Source organism: Nocardia sp. CC227C (assembly GCF_030767025.1).
GTDB lineage: Bacteria > Actinomycetota > Actinomycetes > Mycobacteriales > Mycobacteriaceae > Nocardia.
In genome coordinates this window covers 349462-369546 of the sequence record NZ_JASITE010000006.1, presented here as the reverse complement: position 1 = coordinate 369546, position 20085 = coordinate 349462, and the positions used below count along the sequence as shown (strand labels likewise).

Here is a 20085-nt window from a genome sequence, read left to right as displayed (position 1 = left end):
GTGCCGATCACCGTTCTCGTAGTCGACGACCAGGAACTCATGCGCGCGGGATTGAAGATGGTGCTCGGCGCGCACCCCGACATCGAGGTGGTGGGGGAGGCCGACAACGGGGCCGCCGCCATCTCCCGCGCCGCCGAACTGCGACCCGACGTGGTGCTCATGGATGTGCGCATGCCGGTCACCGACGGGGTCACCGCCACCGGGCACATCATCGACTCCGGTTGCGGCAGCCGGGTGCTGGTCATGACCACCTTCGACCTCGACGAGCACGCGCTCGGCGCGCTGCGCGCCGGAGCCAGCGGCTTCCTGCTCAAGGACACTCCGCCCGAGGACCTCATCTCCGCGATCCGCAGCGTCGCCGCGGGTGACGCGGTGGTCTCCCCGAAGGTCACCAAGCGCCTGCTGGACCGGCTGATCGCCGACGATCCGGCCGCCGGACGCGATCCGGGCGTGCTGGACGTCCTCACCGCCCGGGAACGCGAGGTGCTCGGACACATCGCCGCCGGACGCTCCAATGCCGAGATCGCCACGGCGCTCTATCTCTCCGAGGCCACGGTGAAGACCCATGTGGGCCGGGTGCTGACCAAACTCGGGCTGCGCGACCGGGTGCAGGCGGTGGTACTGGCCTACGAGACCGGTCTGGTCCGCCCCGGCAGCGCGTGACGGCACGGCTCCCGACGGACAGATGAACGGCCCGGCGGCGATCCGAGTGGATCGCCGCCGGGCCGAGTCGGGCAGGTGCGGGTCAGCGCGGGTCGATCATGCGGCGGGCGGTGCCCTGGCCGTCGTCGTACCACTCGGTCACCACGGTGGCGTCGACAATGTCGCCGTCCGGGTCGATGACCACGTTCCGGTAGCCGAACGGGCCGACGGTGTTGGCCACCCGGCCGAGACGCCGCGCGGCGAACGCGGCCACCGCGGGGCGGAGCAGGAAGCGGGTCGGCGGAGCCAGCGCCAGCAGGCCGAGCAGCGAGGTGAGCAGGCCCGGGACGAACATGAGGACCGCGCCCACCGCGACCAGCGCGCCGTCGGCGACCGCGGAACCCGGGTCGACCTCGCCGCGCGCGGCCCGGCGGAACCGTTCGAAGACACGCCGACCCTGCGAACGCACCAGGATCAGACCGGCCGCCGACCCGCCGATCAGCAGCAGGATCGTGGGAAAAACGCCGATGAGGTGGCCGAATGCCACCAGCGTGGCGACTTCGGCGACCAGATAGACGAGAAACAACAGTGCGGGCATGGGGGCGATCCTTTCGGACGATCTATCCGGACAACGTCCGAATGCGCGAAATTTCTCCCGAATGGAACTGTGGTGCGGGGCACCCCGCGTGGCCGGGGCGAGGCAGAGCCCGGCGCGGCAGGCGATGCGTGCGTGATCGGCGCGGCATCGGGCGGGGTGTGCGTCCGTGTCCGGTTCCGCGCCGGAAGACGGGGCGGTCGAGGCCGGAGGCTGGTCGGGGGCACGGGTGCGGCGTGCGGCAGACTGGTGACTCGTGAGTACCCAGTTGCTTGTCGGCGGCCGCATCTACAGTTCGAGTAATCCCGACGCGACCGCCATGGCGGTCAGCGACGGGACCGTGGTGTGGGTGGGCCAGGACAAGCCGGGGCGGGCGCTGCACCCGGACGCGGAGGTGGTCGAACTCGACGGCGCGTTCGTGGCACCGGCCTTCGTGGATCCGCATGTGCACACCACCGCGCTGGGCCTGCACCTCACCGGACTGGACCTGTCGCGGGCCGCATCGCTGGCCGAATGCCTGGAACTGGTGCGGGAATTCGCGCGCACCCGGCCGGACGGCGCGATCCTCGGCGACGGCTGGGACGAGACGCGCTGGCCGGAGCGGCGAGCGCCGACGTCGGCCGAACTCGATGCCGCCGCCCCCGGCCGCCTCGTCTACCTGACCCGGGTGGACGCGCATTCGGCCGTGGTGTCCACCGCCCTGCTCGACGCCGTGCCCGGAGTGACCGCCGCCGCCGGCTTCACGCGCGGAGAACCGTTGCGGGAGAACGCCCACCACCGGGTGCGGGCCGCCGTGCTGGACGGACTGGACCGCGCCCAGCGGGACCGCGCCCGGCGGGCCGCCCTCGACCACGCCGCCGCCCACGGCATCGTCGCCGTGCACGAATGCGCCGGCCCCGAGATCAGCGGGCATGCGGACGTGGCCGAACTGCTGGAGTTCGAGCACGGTGTCGAGGTGCGCGTGTACTGGGGTGCGGCCGTGCGCACCGCCGACGAGGCCCGCACCCTGGTGAAGGACCTCGGTGTACACGCCCTCGGCGGAGATCTGTTCGTCGACGGCTCGCTCGGCTCGCACACCGCCCGGCTGCGCGCCCCCTACGCCGACCGCGACTCGCGCGGCGCCGCCTTCCTCGACGCCGACGCCGTCGCCGCCCACCTGAGCGCCTGCACCGAAGCGGGCATCCAGGCGGGATTCCACGTCATCGGCGATGCCGCCATGGATATCGTGGTGGACGGATTCGCCCGCGCCGCAGCCGAACTCGGCGACCCGGCCGTCGCCACCCGCGGCCACCGTGTGGAACACGCCGAGATGGTGGACGCCGAGCAGATCGCCAAGCTCGCCGCCTGCGGCGTGATCGCCAGTGTGCAACCCGGATTCGACGCCGCCTGGGGCGGCCCCGACGGCATGTACGCCACCCGCCTCGGCGCGGACCGTGCGGCCACCCTCAACCCGTTCGCCGCCATGGCCGCCGCGGGCATCTCCCTCGCCATCGGATCGGACGCACCCGTGACGCCGCTCAACCCGTGGGAGGCCGTGCGGGCCGCCGCCAACCACCGCACCCCCGGCCACGGCATCTCCCCGCGCGCCGCCTTCACCGCCGCCACCCGCGGCGCGTGGCGCGCGGGCGGCGTCCGCGACGGCGTCAGCGGCACCCTGGTCCCCGGCGCCCCCGCCTCCTACGCGGTCTGGGCGGCCGACGACCTGGTGGTCGCCGCCGCCACCGACTCCGTGCAGCGCTGGTCCACCGACCCCCGCTCCCGAGTCCCCGGCCTCCCGCCCCTCGACCCCACCGCCTCCCTCCCACGCTGCCTGCGCACCGTGCACCGCGGGGTCACCATCCATGCCGCGTAGCACCGCCACCCGCCCGGTGTCGCCGCGCTGTGGCCTGCCGGATTGCCGGGCTCGGCGGCGGCCCTGGCCTCCGAGGTGTGTCGAGTGGATGGAGGACATGCCGTCGCTGCCGTGGATCGAGCACTCGCGGTCTTCCGAACCTGCCGAATACGCTGCGGAGGAAGCGAATGCGGGGCCGTCGGCGACGGAGTGCGTGGCACCGGTGGTGAGTCCGGTGGGTAGGGTGCGGCCGTGGGTGATGGCGGGATGGTGACGGACGCGGTGGGCTCCGGTGGGGTGGTCGGCCGTGTCGGGAATCCGGTGCGGCGGTATCCGGTGGCGGCGCGGTCGTCGGCCGCCGTCATCGCGGGCCTGCTGCTGTTCGTGAGTTTTCCGCCGCGGACGCTGTGGTTCCTCGCACCCGTCGGCATCGCCGTGCTGACGCTGGTGGTGCGCGACAGCGGCCGGGCGCGGGCGGGATTCGGGTACGGGATGCTGGCGGGGCTGGGGTTCTTCCTGCCGCTGCTGCCGTGGACCGGGATCTATGTGGGACCGGTGCCGTGGCTGGCGCTGTCGGCGGTGTGCGCGGTGTACGTGGGGCTGTTCGGCGTGTTCGCGCGGTGGGTCGGGCGGCTGCCGGGGTGGCCGCTGTGGGTGGCGGCCGGGTGGTCGCTCACCGAGTGGCTGCGGTCGAGTTTCCCGTTCGGCGGATTTCCTTGGGGGCGGCTGGCTTTCGGGCAGGGGGACGGCTGGTACCTGCCGTTCGCCATGCTCGGCGGCGCGCCGCTGGTCAGTTTCCTGGTGGCGCTCACCGGCACCGGACTGGCCGCGCTGGCGCTCGCGGTGCGGCGGCCGCGGGCGGGTGCGGACCCGTCGGCCGACCCTCCGCGTCGTTCCAGATGGGGAGCACGGCGTCCCATATCCTGGAACTTGATTATTCCCGCGACAATGCTTGTGGCTATCATTCCACTCACCGGAGTGATCCTCCGGACCGCGCTGCCCGGCCCGGAGGACGGCAACCGGCCGATCACGGTCGCCGCGATCCAGGGCAGCGTGCCCCGCCTCGGCCTGGACTTCAATGCCCAGCGTCGCGCGGTTCTGGACAATCACGTCAGGCGCACCGAGGAATTGGCCCGCGAGGTGGCCGCCGGTCGCGTCCCCCGCCCGGATGTGGTGATCTGGCCGGAGAATTCGTCGGATATCGATCCGCTGCGCAACGGCGACGCCGCCGCCCTGATCACCCGGGCGTCCGCGGCCGTCGGGGCTCCGATCCTGGTCGGCGCGGTGCTGGTCAATTCCGATCGCACCACCACGAATTCGGTCATGGTGTGGGACGGCGCGAACGGTCCGGTCGACCGCCACGACAAGAAGATCATCCAGCCCTTCGGCGAATACCTGCCCTACCGCGAGTTCTTCCGGCACTTCTCCGAATACGCCGACCGCGCCGGTTATTTCGTCCCGGGTACCGGTGACGGCGTGGTGTCGGTGCCGACCGCGGCCGACGGCGCGGTGCGGATCGGCGTCGCCACCTGCTATGAGGTCGCCTTCGACCGCGCCTTCGAGCAGTCGCTGCGCGCGGGCGCGGAAATCCTCACTGTGCCCACCAACAACGCCACTTTCGGCAAGAGCGAGATGACCTACCAGCAGCTCGCCATGTCACGGGTGCGCGCGGTGGAGCACGGTCGCGCACTGGTGGTCTCGGCCACCACCGGGGTGAGCGCGATGATCGGCGCGGACGGCCGAATTCAGCAGCAGACCGCCCAGTTCGTGCCGGCGGCGCTGGTGGCCGAAATGCCGCTGCGCACCGGGACGACACTCGCCACGCGGATCGGCCCCGCGCCGGAGTACGTCTTGTGTATTCTGGCCGCGGCCGCACTCGTGGCGGCAGCGATCCGCCGGCGAACGTCCACCCCCGCGCCGCCGGCCGACCAGGACGCAGCCGGATGACCATCCGGCTCCACCCCCGCGGTGGCCCGTGCCCGGCGCGGGATGCGATCGGTCCGAGCCGGAGCCGACCGTGAACGTTCGCGGCGGCGGTGCGTATGAGGGACGCCCGCCGAGCCCGCCATCGCAGTGTCACCTGCTGTTAGCTAGCTCACAGTACGGCTGCTGATCTCTCTCGCTGGAAACGGTATTCATACTGCTAGAGCGTGCTTTTCACTGCATTTGCGGTGAAGTAGCCATTCAATAATCCACTCCGCCAACGAGGTTCGTTGCCGGACAACTCGAGATCGCCACCAGTCCGGTCGGCGGGATGCTCCGAATCATAGGGCGTGGGTCACGTCCTACGACTACACGCGTGCGCGTGGCAGTCGCAGTGTCGGGTGCGGTGCTCGGGGAGTTGCGTCAACAGCGGCAGAACGGAGTGATTGATGAGTTCATTGGCCACGGATCGCGTCGACCAATGCTCTTCTGGTGAATTCTCGGCACAACCTTTCGCGCTGTCGCCCGCGCAATCGGCCCTCTGGTATGCCCAGCGCATCCGGCCCGACATTCCGCTCACCATCGCGCAATACGTGGAGATCCACGGCGATCTCGATGTCGGCCGCCTGCTCTACGCCATCGAGCGCTTCGGCTCCGAAACCCAGGTGGGCCATGTGCGACTCGCGGAGATCGACGGCGTACCGCACCAGGTCGTCGACCCCGGCTGGCGGCCCGGCTGGGCGCGCATCGACCTGCGCGCCGAACCCGACCCGCGGGCGGCCGCGCTGACCTGGATGAACGAGCACGCCAGCTCGGCCATCGACATCGAACACGATCCGCTCACCATCAATGTGGTGCTGCGGATCGCGGATGCGGAGTACTTCTGGTACTCGCGTGCCCATCACATCGTCATCGACGGCTACGGCGCGATGAACGCCGTCACCCGCACCGCGGAGATCTACAGCGCGCTGGAGGACCGGACCGAACCGGCGGTCTCCCGCGCGACCCCGCTGGCCGGCATCTACGCCGACGAATCCCGCTATCGCGAGACGACCCGCTTCCTCAAGGACGGGGAGTACTGGCGCGAACAGCTCGACGGCGTGGGCGATCCCATCACCCTGTCCGCCGCGGGCGCGGTCGCCACCGTCGCCGACGCCGGCCGCCGGCTCGCGACCGCGGTGCTGGCCCCGGCGCTCGAGGACACCGTGGCCGCCACCGCCGCGACCCTGGGCACCAACTCCTCCACCCTGTTCGTGGCCGCGCTGGCCGGCTATGTGCGCGGTGTCACCGGCACCCAGGACGTGGTGCTCAGCCTGCCCGTCTCCGCCCGCACCACCGTGGCGCTGCGCCGCTCGGCCGGTGTGGTGTCCAATGTGGTGCCGCTGCGCATCCGCTTCACCGACGAGAGCACCGTCGCCGATACCGTGCGCGCGGTCGAGCTCCAGATCACCGGCGCGCTGCGGCACCAGCGCTACCGCAGCGACGACATCCGGCGCGACTGCGGCTACTCGCGTGACGCCCGCGGCTTCTTCGGGCCGATGGTCAACATCATGCTGTTCCACAGCGAATTGCGCTTCGGCAGCCTGGTCGGCTCGCTCAACATCATCTCCACCGGCCCGGTCGAGGACCTGTCCATCAACCTCTACAACGGGGAGGGCGGACGCACCCACATCGACTTCGAGGCCAATCCGCGGCTCTACGGCCCCGCCGAACTCACCACCCACCACGGCCGCTTCCTCGACTACCTGGACCGATTCCTCTCCGCCGCCCCCGATACCGGCGTCGCCACCCTGCCGGTGCTCACCGACGACGAACGCGACCGCGTACTGCGCGAATGGAATTCCACCCGGGTGGCCCGGCAGGAGGGCACCCTCGCCGGACTCTTCGCCGACCGGGCCGCCGCCGGCCCGCACCGCGTCGCCCTGGAATTCGAGGACGAGACGCTCACCTACGCGGAGTTCGACGAGCGCAGCAACCGCCTCGCCCGCGAACTCATCGCCCGCGGCGCGGGTCCGGACACCGTGGTGGCCCTGGCCATTCGGCGCAGCATCGACCTGCTGGCCGGCATGTACGCCATCGTCAAGGCGGGCGCGGCCTACCTGCCCATCGATCCGGACCACCCGGCCGAGCGCATCGGGCAGGTGCTGGAGCAGGCGAATCCGCTGTGCGTGCTCACGGCGACCCGCGACGCCCTGGATCTGCCCGCCGCCGAGCGTTTCGACATCGACACCGCCGACCTGACCGCGCACAGCCCGCGCCCGATCACCGACGCCGACCGGCGCGCCCCGCTGCGGGCCGAGCACCTGGCCTATGTCATCTTCACCTCCGGCTCCACCGGAAAACCCAAGGGCGTGGGCGTGAGTCACGCCGCCATCGTGAACCGGCTGCGCTGGATGCAGCACGCCTATCCGCTCGACGGCGGCGATGTGGTGCTGCAGAAGACCCCCGCCACCTTCGACGTCTCGGTGTGGGAGTTCTTCTGGCCCTTGCAGATCGGCTCACGGCTGGTCATCGCCGCCCCGGACGGGCACCGCGATCCCGTCTACCTGGCACGTCTCATCGCCGAGAAGGGCGTCACCACCGCGCATTTCGTGCCGTCCATGCTGTCGGTCTTCCTCACCGACACCGATGTGCGCGGCTGCACCGGGCTGCGGCGGGTGTTCTGCAGCGGTGAGGGGCTGCCCGCCGCCACCGTCGCCGAATTCCACGCCGCCCTCGGTTCCGGGCCGGACGCCCCGCAGCTGCACAACCTGTACGGCCCCACCGAGGCCGCCGTGGACGTCACCGCCTGGCACTGCGCACCCGGCTCCACGGACGTGCCCATCGGCTCGCCCATCTGGAACACCAGCACCTATGTGCTCGACGCGCGGTTGCAGCCGGTCGCCCCCGGGGTGGTGGGTGAGCTGTACCTGGCGGGTGTGCAGCTGGCCCGCGGCTACCTGGGCCGGGCGGGGCTGACCGCCGACCGGTTCGTGGCCAACCCCTTCACCCCCGGCACGCGCATGTACCGCACCGGCGATCTGGTGCGCTGGCGGGTCGGCCGGGTGGGTGTGCTGGAATACCTGGGCCGCAGCGATTTCCAGGTCAAGATCCGCGGTCTGCGCATCGAGCTCGGCGAGATCGAGGCCGCGCTGCTGGCGGACGCCCGGGTCGCCCGCGCGGTCTGCGTGGCCCGCCGCGGCCGCGGCGGTGACGACCTGGTCGGCTACGTGGTGGCCGCGCCCGGCGTCACCGATCTGGACACCGCCGAGCTGACCGCCGCCCTCGAGCGCACCCTGCCCAGCTACATGGTGCCGTCGGTGCTGGTGCCGCTGGACGAACTACCGCTGAGCGCCAACGGCAAAGTGGACCGCAAGGCCCTGCCCGATCCGGGTGCGGGCTCGCGGCGACCCGTGCCCGCCCCGGCCGTGCCCCGCACCGATGTGGAGCAGCGGCTCACCGCCATCTTCGCCGAGGTGCTCGGCGTCGACGAGATCGGTGTGCGGGAGAGCTTCTTCGACCTCGGCGGCAATTCGCTGTCGGCCGCCCGCGCCATCGGCCGGATCAATGCCGCGCTGGGCGGCACGCTCACCATCCGCGAACTCTTCGAGCACCCCACGGTCGCGGCGCTGGCCGCGCACTTCGACGACCACGGCCCCGACGATTCCTCGCCGCGGCTGGTGGCCGGACCGCGGCCGCGGCACATCCCGCTGTCGCAGGCCCAGCAGCGACTGTGGATTCTCAACCGCTTCGACGAGCACGCGGCCGCCTACAATATGCCGCTGGCCGTGGAACTGACCGGGGCGCTGGATATCTCGGCGCTGCGCGCCGGTCTGCTCGACGTGCTGGAGCGGCACGAGACGCTGCGCACCACCTTCCCGGACACGCCGGAGGGTCCCTGCCAGCTGGTGCACCCGGCCTCGGAGATACCGCTCACCCTGGACCCCGTCGACGCCACCGACGCCGACGTGGTCGCCCTGGCCACCGAGTACGCCGGTTACGGTTTCGATCTGCGCAGCCAGGCCCCGATCCGGGTGGCGCTGTACGCCACCGGCTCGGACAAGCACGTCTTCCTGGTGGTGCTGCACCACATCAGCGGGGACGGCTGGTCCATCGCACCGCTGGCCCGCGACATCATGACCGCCGTCGCCGCCCGCACCGCCGGACACGCCCCGGACTGGACGCCGCTGCCGGTGCAGTACGCGGATTTCGCGCTGTGGCAGCGGGAACTGCTCGGCGACGAATCCGATCCCGCCTCGGCGCTGGCGCGGCAGCTGGCCTACTGGCGGTCGGCCCTGGCCGATCTGCCGGACCAGCTGGATCTGCCCCTGGACCGGCCGCGCCCGCGGCAGCGGTCCACCGCGGGCGGCCGCGTCGAATTCACCATCGCCGCCGAAACCCGGCGCGCCATGGCCGAATTGGCGGCCGAACGCGGCGTCAGCGTGTTCATGGTGCTGCACGCGGCGCTGGCCGCGGTGCTGGCGCGGCTGTGCAATACCGGCGATATCGCCATCGGCACCCCCATCGCGGGCCGCACCGATCCGGCGCTCGAGGATGTCGTCGGCATGTTCGTCAACACCCTGGTGCTGCGCACCCGGGTGGACCCGGCCGCCGGATTCGACCGCATGCTCACCGAGGTCCGCGATACCGACCTCGATGCCTTCGCCAATGCCGACGTGCCGTTCGAACGCCTGGTGGAAGTGGTGAATCCGGAGCGCTCCGCCGCCCGGCATCCGCTGTTCCAGGTCATGCTGTCCTACGACAACACCCCGGACCTGCGCATCGACCTGGACGGGCTGTCGTCGCGGGTGCTGCCGATGGCCGTGGACGTGGCGAAGTTCGACCTCCAGCTCACCGTGCACGAGCCCGGCTCGGGCGGCGACGGCGCGCCCGACGGCCCGATCACCGCCGAATTCGGTTATGCCACCGACGTCTTCGACCACGCCACGGTGGAGGCCATCGCCCGGCGCTTCACCGCGGTGCTCACCGCCGGGGTGGCCGATCCGAGTGTCGCCGTGGGCGACCTGCCGCTGCTGGATGTCCGCGAGACCGCGAAACTGGTGCCCATCATGGGTTCTCCGGCCGAACCGGCGGTGACCCTGGCCCGGCTGCTCACCGACACCGCCGAGCGGGTGCCCGACGCGGTGGCGGTGCGCTACCTCGGCGTCGACACCACCTACCGGGAACTCGACGAGCGCTCGAACCGGTTGGCGCGCGTGCTCATCGAACACGGCGCGGGTCCGGAGGTGGTGGTGGCCATCGCGCTGCCGCGCACCCTGGACTGCGTGCTCGCGGTCTGGTCGGTCGCCAAGACCGGTGCGGCGTACGTGCCCATCGACCCGGACTACCCGGCCGACCGCATCGCGCACATGCTGGCCGACTCCGGGGCCATGCTCGGCCTCACCGACCCGGAGAACCGCGACGCCATGCCGGACTGGCCGGGCAGCCGGGGCCGCCACCGCAAGTCGTATGTGGACTGGCTGCTCATCGGCTCCGAGCAGCTGGCCGCCGAATGCGCCCAATTCCCCGATACCCCGCTCACCGACGCCGACCGGCACCACCCGCTGCGCATCGCGCATCCGGCCTACCTCATCTACACCTCCGGATCCACGGGCACACCGAAGGCCGTGGTGGTGACGCACGCGGGCCTGGCCTCGCTGGCCCACGAGCAGATGCATCTGTTCCGGGTCACCGACAGCGCGCGCACCCTGCACTTCTCCTCGCCGAGCTTCGACGCCTCGGTGCTGGAGCTGCTGCTCGGCTTCGCGGCCGGGGCCACCATCGTGGTCGCGCCCGCGGGCATGTACGGCGGCGCGGAACTGGCGCGCCTGCTGCGCGAGGAGCGGGTGACGCACGCCTTCATCACGCCCGCCGCTCTCGGCACCGTGCCGTCGGAGGATCTGGACGACCTCGAGGCCGTCATCGTCGGCGGTGAGGCCTGCCCGGAGGAACTGGTCCGGATCTGGACCGACCCGCGGGCGCGCGGGGGCGCGGGCCGCCGCATGCACAATATGTACGGCCCGTCCGAGGCCACCGTCGCCGCCACCGCCACCGGACCCATGGCGGCGGGCCGTCCGGTGCCCATCGGCCTGCCCGTGCGCGGTATGCGGCTGTTCGTGCTCGACGGGCGGCTGCATCCGGTGCCGCCCGGCGTGGCGGGGGAGCTGTACCTGTCCGGACCCGGTCTGGCGCGCGGCTACCTGGGCCGGCACGGCCTGACCGCTCAGCGTTTCCCGGCCAATCCGCACGGCCGCCGCGGCGAACGCATGTACCGCACCGGCGATCTGGTGGTCACCGACGGCACCGGGCAGCTGCGTTTCCTGGGCCGCGCCGACGATCAGATCAAGATCCGCGGCTTCCGCATCGAACTGCGCGAGATCGACCACGTGCTGCGTGCGCATCCGGGCGTGACCTTCGCGCTCACCGTGGTGCATTCCGACGAGCGCGGCAATCCGCGCCTGGTCAGCTACCTCACCGCCGAGAACGCGGTCGACACCGCCGCGGTGCTGGAGACCGCGCGCGGCCGGCTGCCCGGGTACATGGTGCCCGCGGCCGTGGTGGTGCTCGATGCCATGCCGGTCTCCCCGTCCGGCAAACTCGACCGCAAGGCCCTGCCCGCACCGGATTTCGCCGCCGTGACGCCGTCGCGTGCGCCGGAGACCGAGACGGAGCGGCGGGTCGCGCAGACTTTCGGCGCGGTGCTCGGCATACCGGTGGAGGGCGCCGACGACAACTTCTTCGATATGGGTGGCAACTCGCTGCTCGCCACCCGGCTCACCGCCGCCCTGCACGCCGAATTCGGGGTGGAACTGCCGGTGCGCGCCATCTTCGAGGTGCCAACGGTGGCGGGGGTGGCGGCGCGCTTGGCGGAAGCGCCCCGGACGCGGCGGGCGGCGCTGGCTGTGCATGCCCCGCGTCCGGAACGCATCCCGCTGTCGCTGCCCCAGCAGCGACTGTGGTTCCTCAATAGATATTCTCCCGAATCCAGCGCCTACAACATCGCTTTCGCGCTGCGAATCAGCGGCGAACTGGATGTGGCGGCGCTGCGGGCGGCCCTGGCCGACCTGCTGGCGCGGCACGAGGTGCTGCGAACCGTCTTCCCGGAGGACGGCGACGGCGCGCACCAGGTGATCCTGGACCCCGAAGGCTGCCTGCCCGAACTGGCGGCCGTCGAACTCGAGCTGGCCGATGTCGAGGCCGAACTGGGCCGGTTCGCCCAGCGCGGCTTCGACCTGTCCCGGGAGATCCCGCTGCGGATCAGCCTGCTGCGCACCGGATCCCAGCGGCACGTGCTCGGTATCGTGCTGCACCACATCGCCGCCGACGGCTGGTCGCTGGGACCGCTCACCCGCGATCTGGCCAATGCCTACACCGCACGGCGTGGCGGCGCGGCCCCGGTCTGGGCCCCGCTGCCGGTGCAGTACGCGGACTTCAGCCTGTGGCAGCGCGACTGCCTGGGCGCGGAATCCGATCCGGACAGCGCCGCCGCCACCCAGCTCGCCTACTGGCGGCAGGCGCTGGCCGAGCTGCCGGAGGAGCTGCCGCTGCCCTACGACCGGCCGCGGCCGAGCGAGCCGACCCAGCACGCGGGGGCGGTGCGCTTCGAGGTGGCCGGTGAGCTGCAGCAGCGCCTCGCCGATATCGCCCGCGCACACGGCGTGTCCACCTTCATGATGATGCGCTCGGCGCTGGCGGTGCTGTTGCGCATCGTCACCGGCGGGCGGGACGTCGCCATCGGCACCCCGGTGGCCGGACGCACCGACACCCGGCTCGACGATCTCGTCGGCATGTTCGTCAACACCCTGGTGCTGCGCTCGGACGTCGACCCGGACCGGTGCTTCGGCGAACTGCTGCAGGCCGACCGCGATACCGAACTCGCCGCCATGGCCCATGCCGAGGTGCCCTTCGAACGGGTGGTGGAGGCGCTCGGCGCGACCGCGGGCGGCCTGCGACCGCTGCTGCAGGTGGCGCTCACGGTGCAGGACACGCCGCGCCCGGTGCTGCAACTGCCGGGGCTGGCGCTCGAGGCCGAGGAACTCGATATCGCCCGCGCCAAGTTCGATCTGGAGCTGCGGGTGCTGCCCGGCGCCGACGCCGAGCAGCGGGCCTACGAATTCGTCTACGCCACGGAGCTTTTCGATCGGCATACGGTCGAGACCCTGGCCGAGCGGCTGGTGCGCGTCCTGGACGCGGTGAGCCTCGACCCGCGGGTGCGCATCCGCGATATCGACGCCCGCACCGACGCCGAATGCGAACTGCTCGCCCCGGCGTGGGGTCCCGCGCCGGAACCGCAGTGCAGTCTGGCGGCCTACTTCGCCGCCACCGCGCACCTCAACCCGGACCGGGTGTTCCTCAGCGCCGACGGCACCGAGCTCACCTACGCCGAGGCCGATGCCTACTCGAACCGCCTGGGACGCGCCTTCATCCGGCGCGGTATCGGACCCGGCGACCGGGTGGCGCTCGGCCTGACCCGCTCGCTGGAATCGGTGCTCACCGTGCTCGCGGTGGCCAAGGCCGGTGCGGCGTTCATGCCGGTGGACCCCAACTATCCGGCCGACCGGATCCGGCACATGCTCACCGACTCCGGCTGCCGGGTGGGGGTGAGCATGTCCGATCACGCCGCCCGGCTGGAGGCCGCCGCCAGCGGCCACGCCATGGACTGGCTGCTGCTCGACGATCCCGGCCTGATCGAGGAATTCGAGGCCGTGGACGGCGGCCCCATCACCGACGTGGACCGGATCACCACGCTGTGGACCGGGGATCTGGCCTATGTCATCTACACCTCCGGATCCACCGGCCGACCCAAGGGCGTGGCCGTCACCCACGGCGGACTGTCCAACTTCGCCGACGAGATCCGCGAGCGCATGCGCGTCGAACGCGACTCGCGCACCATGCATTTCGCCTCGCCCAGCTTCGACGCGGCCGTCTTCGACCTGCTGCTGGCCGTCGGCTCCGGCGCGACCATGGTCATCTGCCCGCCCGATGTGTACGGCGGCGACGAACTGGCCGCGCTCATGGACCGCGAACGCGTCAGCCACACCTTCATGACCCCGGCCGCGCTCGCCACCATCGACCGTGATCGGTGGGAGCTGCCGCACCTGCGGGCCGTCATGGTCGGCGGTGAGGCGTGCGGGCCGGAACTGGTGGCGCGCTGGGCGCCCGGTCGGATGATGTTCAACGGGTACGGACCCACCGAGACCACCGTCGTCATCAGTATCGCCGGACCCATGGTGCCGGGTGATCCGGTCACCATCGGCACCCTGGTGCGCGGGGCGCGGGCGCTGGTCCTCGACGAACGGCTGCGGCCGGTGCCCGTCGGCGTGCCGGGTGAGCTGTACCTCGGCGGTATGGGCGTGGCGCGCGGCTACTTCGACCGCTTCGGGCTCACCGCGACCCGGTTCGTGGCCGACCCGTACGGTCCCGACGGCGGGCGCATGTACCGCACCGGGGACGTGGTGCGCTGGACCGGCACCGGCGAACTCGCCTATCTGGGCCGCAGCGATCACCAGGTGAAGGTGCGCGGCTTCCGCATCGAGCTCGGCGAGATCGACGCCGTGCTCACCGCGCATCCGGGAATCCGGTTCGCGCACACCGAGGTTCGCGAGATCGCGGGCACCCCGCGGATCGTGTCCTTCGTGCTGCCCGCCGACGATGGCGGATTCGACCCGGACGCCCTGCGCGCCCACGCCGCCGAACATCTGCCCGCCCATATGGTGCCGAGCAGCCTCACCCCGCTCGACCGCATTCCGCTCACCCCGGTCGGCAAGCTCGACCGCGACGCCCTGCCCGCACCGCAGGCGGTGGTGGCGGCGGTCTCCCGCGCCGCGGAGACCGAGACCGAGCGACTGGTGGCCGCGGTGATGGCCGAATTGGTGGGAGCCGAGCACATCGGCGCCGACGACTCGTTCTTCGAGGTCGGCGGCAACTCGCTGCTGGCCACCCAGTTGGTGGCACGGCTGGCCGCCGCCACCGGGATCCGGCTCGAGGTGCGCACCGTCTTCGCGGCGCCGACCGTGGCCGGGCTCGCCGCCCGGCTCGACGCCGGAGCCGGTACCGCCGAACTGCGGCCGGAACCGCGCAAACAGCCACGGCCCGAGCGGGTTCCGCTGTCCGCGGCGCAGCGGCGGCTGTGGTTCCTGGAACGCTTCAATGCCTCCGGGGACGCGGAAACCCTGGGCGCGTACAACATTCCGGTCGCCCTGCGCCTGCACGGCGACCTGGACGTGGCGGCCCTGCGCGCCGCCGTGCACGCGGTGCAGCGCCGTCACGAGACGCTGCGCACCGTCTTCCCGGAGCTGGACGGCGAACCCAGTCAGATGGTGCTCGACGCGGACGCCTGCGCCATCCCGCTGCCCATACGCGGCGCGGACCCGGAGCGGGTGCACGCGGAGATCCAGCGCATCGCCGCGGCCGGATTCGACCTCGGCACCCAGGCCCCGCTGCGCGCGGAACTGCTGCGCCTGGCCGCCGACGACCACATGCTCGTCCTGGTGGTGCACCACATCGCCATGGACGGCTGGTCGCTGGGCCCCCTCGCGGCCGACGTGGCCGCCGCCTACCGGGCGCACATCGCCGGGCAGACGCCGGACTGGCCGGAACTGCCGGTGCAGTACGCCGACTACACGCTGTGGCAGCAGGACGTCCTCGGCCGCGAGGAAGATCCGGAATCGGTGATCAGCCGCCAGCTCGACTACTGGCGCACCGCCCTGAACGGCATTCCGGAACTGCTCCAGGTGCCCGCCGACCGGCCGCGCCCGCCGGTGCCGAGCTACCGCGGCGGCACCGTGAACTGCCATATCGACGCCTTCACCCACCGGGAGCTGCAGGCGGTGGCGGCCGAGCACGGCGTCACCATGTTCATGGTGCTGCACGCCGCGCTGGTCACCCTGCTGCACCGGCTCACCAGCGGTGACGACATCACCGTCGGCACGCCGATCGCCGGGCGCGGCCACCCCGCGCTCGACCGCATGGTCGGCATGTTCGTCGGAACCCTGGTGCTGCGCAGCCGGGTTCGCGGCGGGGCCACCTTCGCCGAGCTGCTGCACCAGGTGCGCGACACCGACCTGGAGGCCTTCGCCCACGCCGACGTCCCGTTCGAGCGGCTGGTCGAGGTGCTCAATCCGGTGCGCTCCCAGGCGCACCACCCCATGTTCCAGGTCATGCTGTCGGTGCAGAACCAGCCGCTGCGCGCGCTCGAACTGCCCGGCCTGCGCATCGAGGCCGACGACGCCGACCCCGGCATCGCCAAGTTCGATCTGCAGTTCACCCTCACCGAGGCATGGAATCCGGAACGCGAACCCGACGGCATCACGGTGAACGTGAACTACGCCGCCGACCTGTTCGACGAGGCGACCGCGCGGCGGCTGGGCGAGCGCTTCGTGCGGCTGGTCACCGCGGCCGCCGCCCATCCCGGCACCGCGGTGGGTGATCTGGAAGTGCTCGACGCCGACGAATGGTCGGCGCTCGCGCCGGTGCGGGGCAACGCCCCCGGACGGCCCGTCACCTTCCCGGAGGTGTTCGAGGCCGCCGCCGCTGTCGACCGGCAGGCGGTGGCCGTGCGCGCCGCGGGCACCCAGATCTCCTACGACGCGCTCGACCGCTGGACCAACCGGCTGGCCCGGGTGCTCATCGGCCAGGGCGTGGGACCGGAAACCCTGGTCGCCATGGGCATTCCACGCTCCGCCGAATCGGTGGCGGTCATGCTGGCCATCGCCAAGGCGGGCGCGGCCTTCGTCCCCGTCGACCCGAACTATCCCGAACACCGCATCAGCCATATGCTCGCCGACTCCGGCGCGGCCTTCGGCATCACCCTGGCCGCGCACCGGCAGCGCATGCCCGACGGGGCCAACTGGACCGTGCTGGACGCGCCGTCGTTCCGGCGGCGGGTGCTGGCCACCTCCGACGCCCCCGTCACGGACCGGGACCGGATCCTGCCGCTGCGCATGGACAATCCGGCGTACGTGATCTACACGTCCGGCTCCACCGGCACGCCCAAGGGCGTGGTGGTCACCCACGGCGGCATCTCCAACTTCGCCGCCGAGACCGCCGCCCGGTTCGAGGTGCGGCCGGGCTGCCGCATCCTGCACTTCGCCACCCCGAGTTTCGACGCCGCCATGCTCGACATCCTCTTCGCGCTGGGCGGTGCGGCCACACTGGTCATCACGCCGCCCGGTGTGGTGGGCGGCGCGGAACTGGGCGAGGTGTTCCGGTCCGAGCGCATCACGCACGCCTTCATCACCACCTCCGCGCTCGGCACCGTCGATCCGGCCGGGATCACCGATATGCGGCACATCCTGGTCGGCGGCGAGGCGCTGCCGCCCGATCTGGTCACCCGGTGGGCCAACGGCACCAGCAAGCTCTACAACGTGTACGGGCCGACCGAGACCACCATCGTCACCGTCATGTCGGAGCCGATGGGGGAGGGCGTGCCCATCACCATCGGCGAGCCCATCCGGGGTGTGCACGCCACCGTGCTCGACGGGCGGCTGCATCCCACGCCCGCGGGCGTCACCGGCGAATTGCAGTTGGCCGGACCGGCATTGGCGCGCGGCTACCTGCACCGGCCGGGGCTGACCGCACAGCGGTTCGTGGCCAATCCGTTCGGCAAGCCCGGTGAGCGCATGTACCGCACCGGCGACCTGGTGCGCTGGTGTGCCCGCGAGGGGCGGGTGCGCGATCTCGAGTACGTGGGCCGCACCGACCATCAGGTCAAGATCCGCGGCTTCCGCATCGAACTCGGCGAGATCGACGCCGCGCTGGCCAAACATCCGGCGGTGGAGTTCGCGCACACCATCGGCCATCGCACCCCGGCGGGCGTCACCGCACTGGTCGCGTACGTGAAACCGTGCACCGGCACCGCACCGACGGTGCTGGAGCTGACCACCTTCCTGGCCGACCTGGTGCCGAACTACATGGTCCCGCAGTCGATCATGCTGCTGGACCGGGTGCCGCTGTCGCCGGTGGGCAAGCTCGACCGCAAGGCGCTGCCGGAGCCGGTGTTCACCGCCCGCGAGGGCTACCGGGCCCCGAGCAACCCCACCGAAGCGGCGCTGTGCGCGGCATTCGCCGATGTGCTCGGCCTCGACAAGGTGGGCGTGGACGACGGCTTCTTCGAACTGGGCGGCAACTCGCTGCTCGCCACCAAGGTGGTGGCGCACCTGCGCGCCGACGGCATCGCGCTGCCGGTGCAGGCCATGTTCGGCGAATCCAGTCCGGCCGCCATCGCGCACAAGCTGCAGGAGGCGCACGGCGACCTGGACTCGGTGCTGTCTGCCGCGCTGGAACCGGTGCTGCCCATCCGGGCCGGAGCCGCCGCGACCCGACCGCCGCTGTGGTGCGTGCACCCGGCCATCGGGCTGTCCTGGTGTTTCGCGGGCCTGCTCGCGCACCTGCCCGCCGACCGGCCGCTCTACGGTCTGCAGGCGCCGCACGTGAACGGCGCGGACAGCCACAGCTCGGTGGCGGCGGCCGCGAAACACTATGTGGCCCAGATGAAGACGGTGCAGGCCGAAGGCCCCTACCATCTGCTCGGCTGGTCGCTGGGCGGTCTCATCGCCCACGAGATGGCCGTGCAGTTGCAGGAGGCGGGTGACGAGGTGGCGCTGCTCGGGCTCATGGACAGCTTCCAGCTGTCCGACGAACTGCTCGAACGCGGCATCCCGTCGATCGCCGACATCATCGGCGAGTTCGGTAGCGACCTGCTCGGCGGCGACACCGATATCGATCCGCGGATGAACCTGCAGGACGCCGCCGAACTGCTGCGCAACCGGCCCGGCCCGTTCGCGGCGCTCACCGTCGAGCATCTGGAACGGCTCTACGTCGGCTGCACCAACGGCGTCACGCTGGCGCACGGCTTCCGGCCGCGCGTCTTCGACGGCGACATGCTGTTCTTCACCGCCGCCGACGACGAGATCAACCGCGCCCACCCGGACCGCTGCGCCGACGCCTGGCAGCCGTACGTCACCGGCACGGTGCACGACCACCTGGTGCGGTGCCGCCACTCCGGGATGACCACACCGGAATCACTCAGCGTGATCGGCCCGGTGCTGCGAGAACGACTGGGCGGCAACGCAACCGAAGGGGAGGAGACCCGATGAGTCTCGCGGTGGAGATCTCCGGACTGGTCAAGCACTACGGCAAGGTGCGGGTGCTGGACGGGATCGACCTGGAGATCCCGTCCGGGACCGTCATGGGACTGCTCGGACCCAACGGCGCGGGCAAGACCACCACGGTCCGCATCGTCACCACCCTGCTGCGCCCCAGCGCGGGCACGGTGAAGGTGGCGGGCGTGGACGCGCTCGCCGAGCCCGCCCGGGTCCGCACCCGGCTCGGGCTGTCCGGGCAGTACGCGGCCGTGGACGCCAACCTGTCCGGCTTCGAGAATCTGCGCATGGTGGCGCGGCTGTACGGCATGAACCACCGGCAGGCATCCGGGCGCGCCAGCGAACTGCTGAGCGCGCTCGGCCTGGAGTTCGCGGCCGGGCGGCGGGCGGGCACCTACTCCGGCGGTATGGCGCGGCGGCTCGACCTCGCCGGCGCGCTGGTCTCCCGCCCGCCGGTGGTGGTGCTCGACGAACCCACCACCGGACTCGATCCGCGCGCCCGCCTCGATATGTGGCGGGTCATCGGCGAACTGGTGGACGACGGCACCACCGTGCTGCTCACCACCCAGTACCTGGAGGAAGCCGACCTGCTCGCCGACCGGATCACCGTCATCGACCGCGGTCGGGTCATCGCCCGCGGCTCCGCGGACGAACTCAAGACCTCCATCGGCGGTGACAAGCTGACCGTCACCCTGGCCGCCGGGCAGGATCCGGCCCCGGCGCGCAAGGTGCTGGCCGAGGTGGGCATCGGCGAACCGACCTACGAGGAGGGGGCCGATCAGGTCGTGGTGGTGGTCGGCGACGGCACCCGCACCATGGTCGAAGCGCTGCGGCGGCTCGACGACGCGGGCGTGCACGTGGTCGACGCGTCCGTGCACCGGCCCAGCCTCGACGACGTATTCCTGTCGCTCACGGGCACATCCGCGAAGAAGCCCGCGCCGCACCCGACGGGCGTGCAGGAGGAAGTGCTGTCGTGACCGACGGCGGGGGATAGCAGCGGGGATATCAGGGGG

The 20085-nt window shown here is 71.7% G+C and carries 6 protein-coding genes; 5 read left to right on the top strand and 1 reads right to left on the bottom strand.

From position 1 onward, the window contains the following. Positions 1 to 663 carry a response regulator transcription factor gene (locus tag QMO76_RS15185; protein ID WP_306361929.1) on the top strand — a complete coding sequence of 221 codons (663 nt, stop codon included), beginning with the start codon at positions 1 to 3 and terminating at the stop codon, positions 661 to 663. 82 nt (positions 664 to 745) lie between these two features. On the opposite strand, the gene QMO76_RS15180 is transcribed toward QMO76_RS15185, so the two are convergent. Further along, positions 746 to 1240, bottom strand: a complete 495-nt coding sequence (locus tag QMO76_RS15180) for an FxsA family protein (protein WP_306361928.1) — start codon at positions 1238 to 1240, stop codon at positions 746 to 748. Between the two features lie 253 nt (positions 1241 to 1493). On the opposite strand from QMO76_RS15180, the gene QMO76_RS15175 reads away from it, so the two are divergent. The 4 genes from QMO76_RS15175 to QMO76_RS15160 all read left to right on the top strand — a co-directional run bounded on the left by QMO76_RS15175 (position 1494) and on the right by QMO76_RS15160 (position 20049). Beyond that, a complete protein-coding gene (locus tag QMO76_RS15175; protein ID WP_306361927.1) occupies positions 1494 to 3089 on the top strand; it encodes an amidohydrolase in 1596 nt (531 codons plus the stop codon). A gap of 246 nt (positions 3090 to 3335) precedes the next feature. Beyond that, entirely contained in the window at positions 3336 to 5015 is a 1680-nt protein-coding gene (lnt, locus tag QMO76_RS15170; RefSeq protein WP_306361988.1) for an apolipoprotein N-acyltransferase, read from the top strand. Positions 5016 to 5440: 425 nt separating this feature from the next. Continuing rightward, positions 5441 to 19066 (top strand): non-ribosomal peptide synthetase, encoded by a 13626-nt coding sequence (locus tag QMO76_RS15165; RefSeq protein ID WP_306361926.1) that lies wholly within the window; start codon positions 5441 to 5443, stop codon positions 19064 to 19066. Then, positions 19063 to 20049 carry an ATP-binding cassette domain-containing protein gene (locus tag QMO76_RS15160; protein ID WP_306361925.1) on the top strand — a complete coding sequence of 329 codons (987 nt, stop codon included), beginning with the start codon at positions 19063 to 19065 and terminating at the stop codon, positions 20047 to 20049. The genes QMO76_RS15165 and QMO76_RS15160 overlap by 4 nt, the downstream gene beginning before the upstream one ends. Positions 20050 to 20085: the final 36 nt, after the last annotated feature.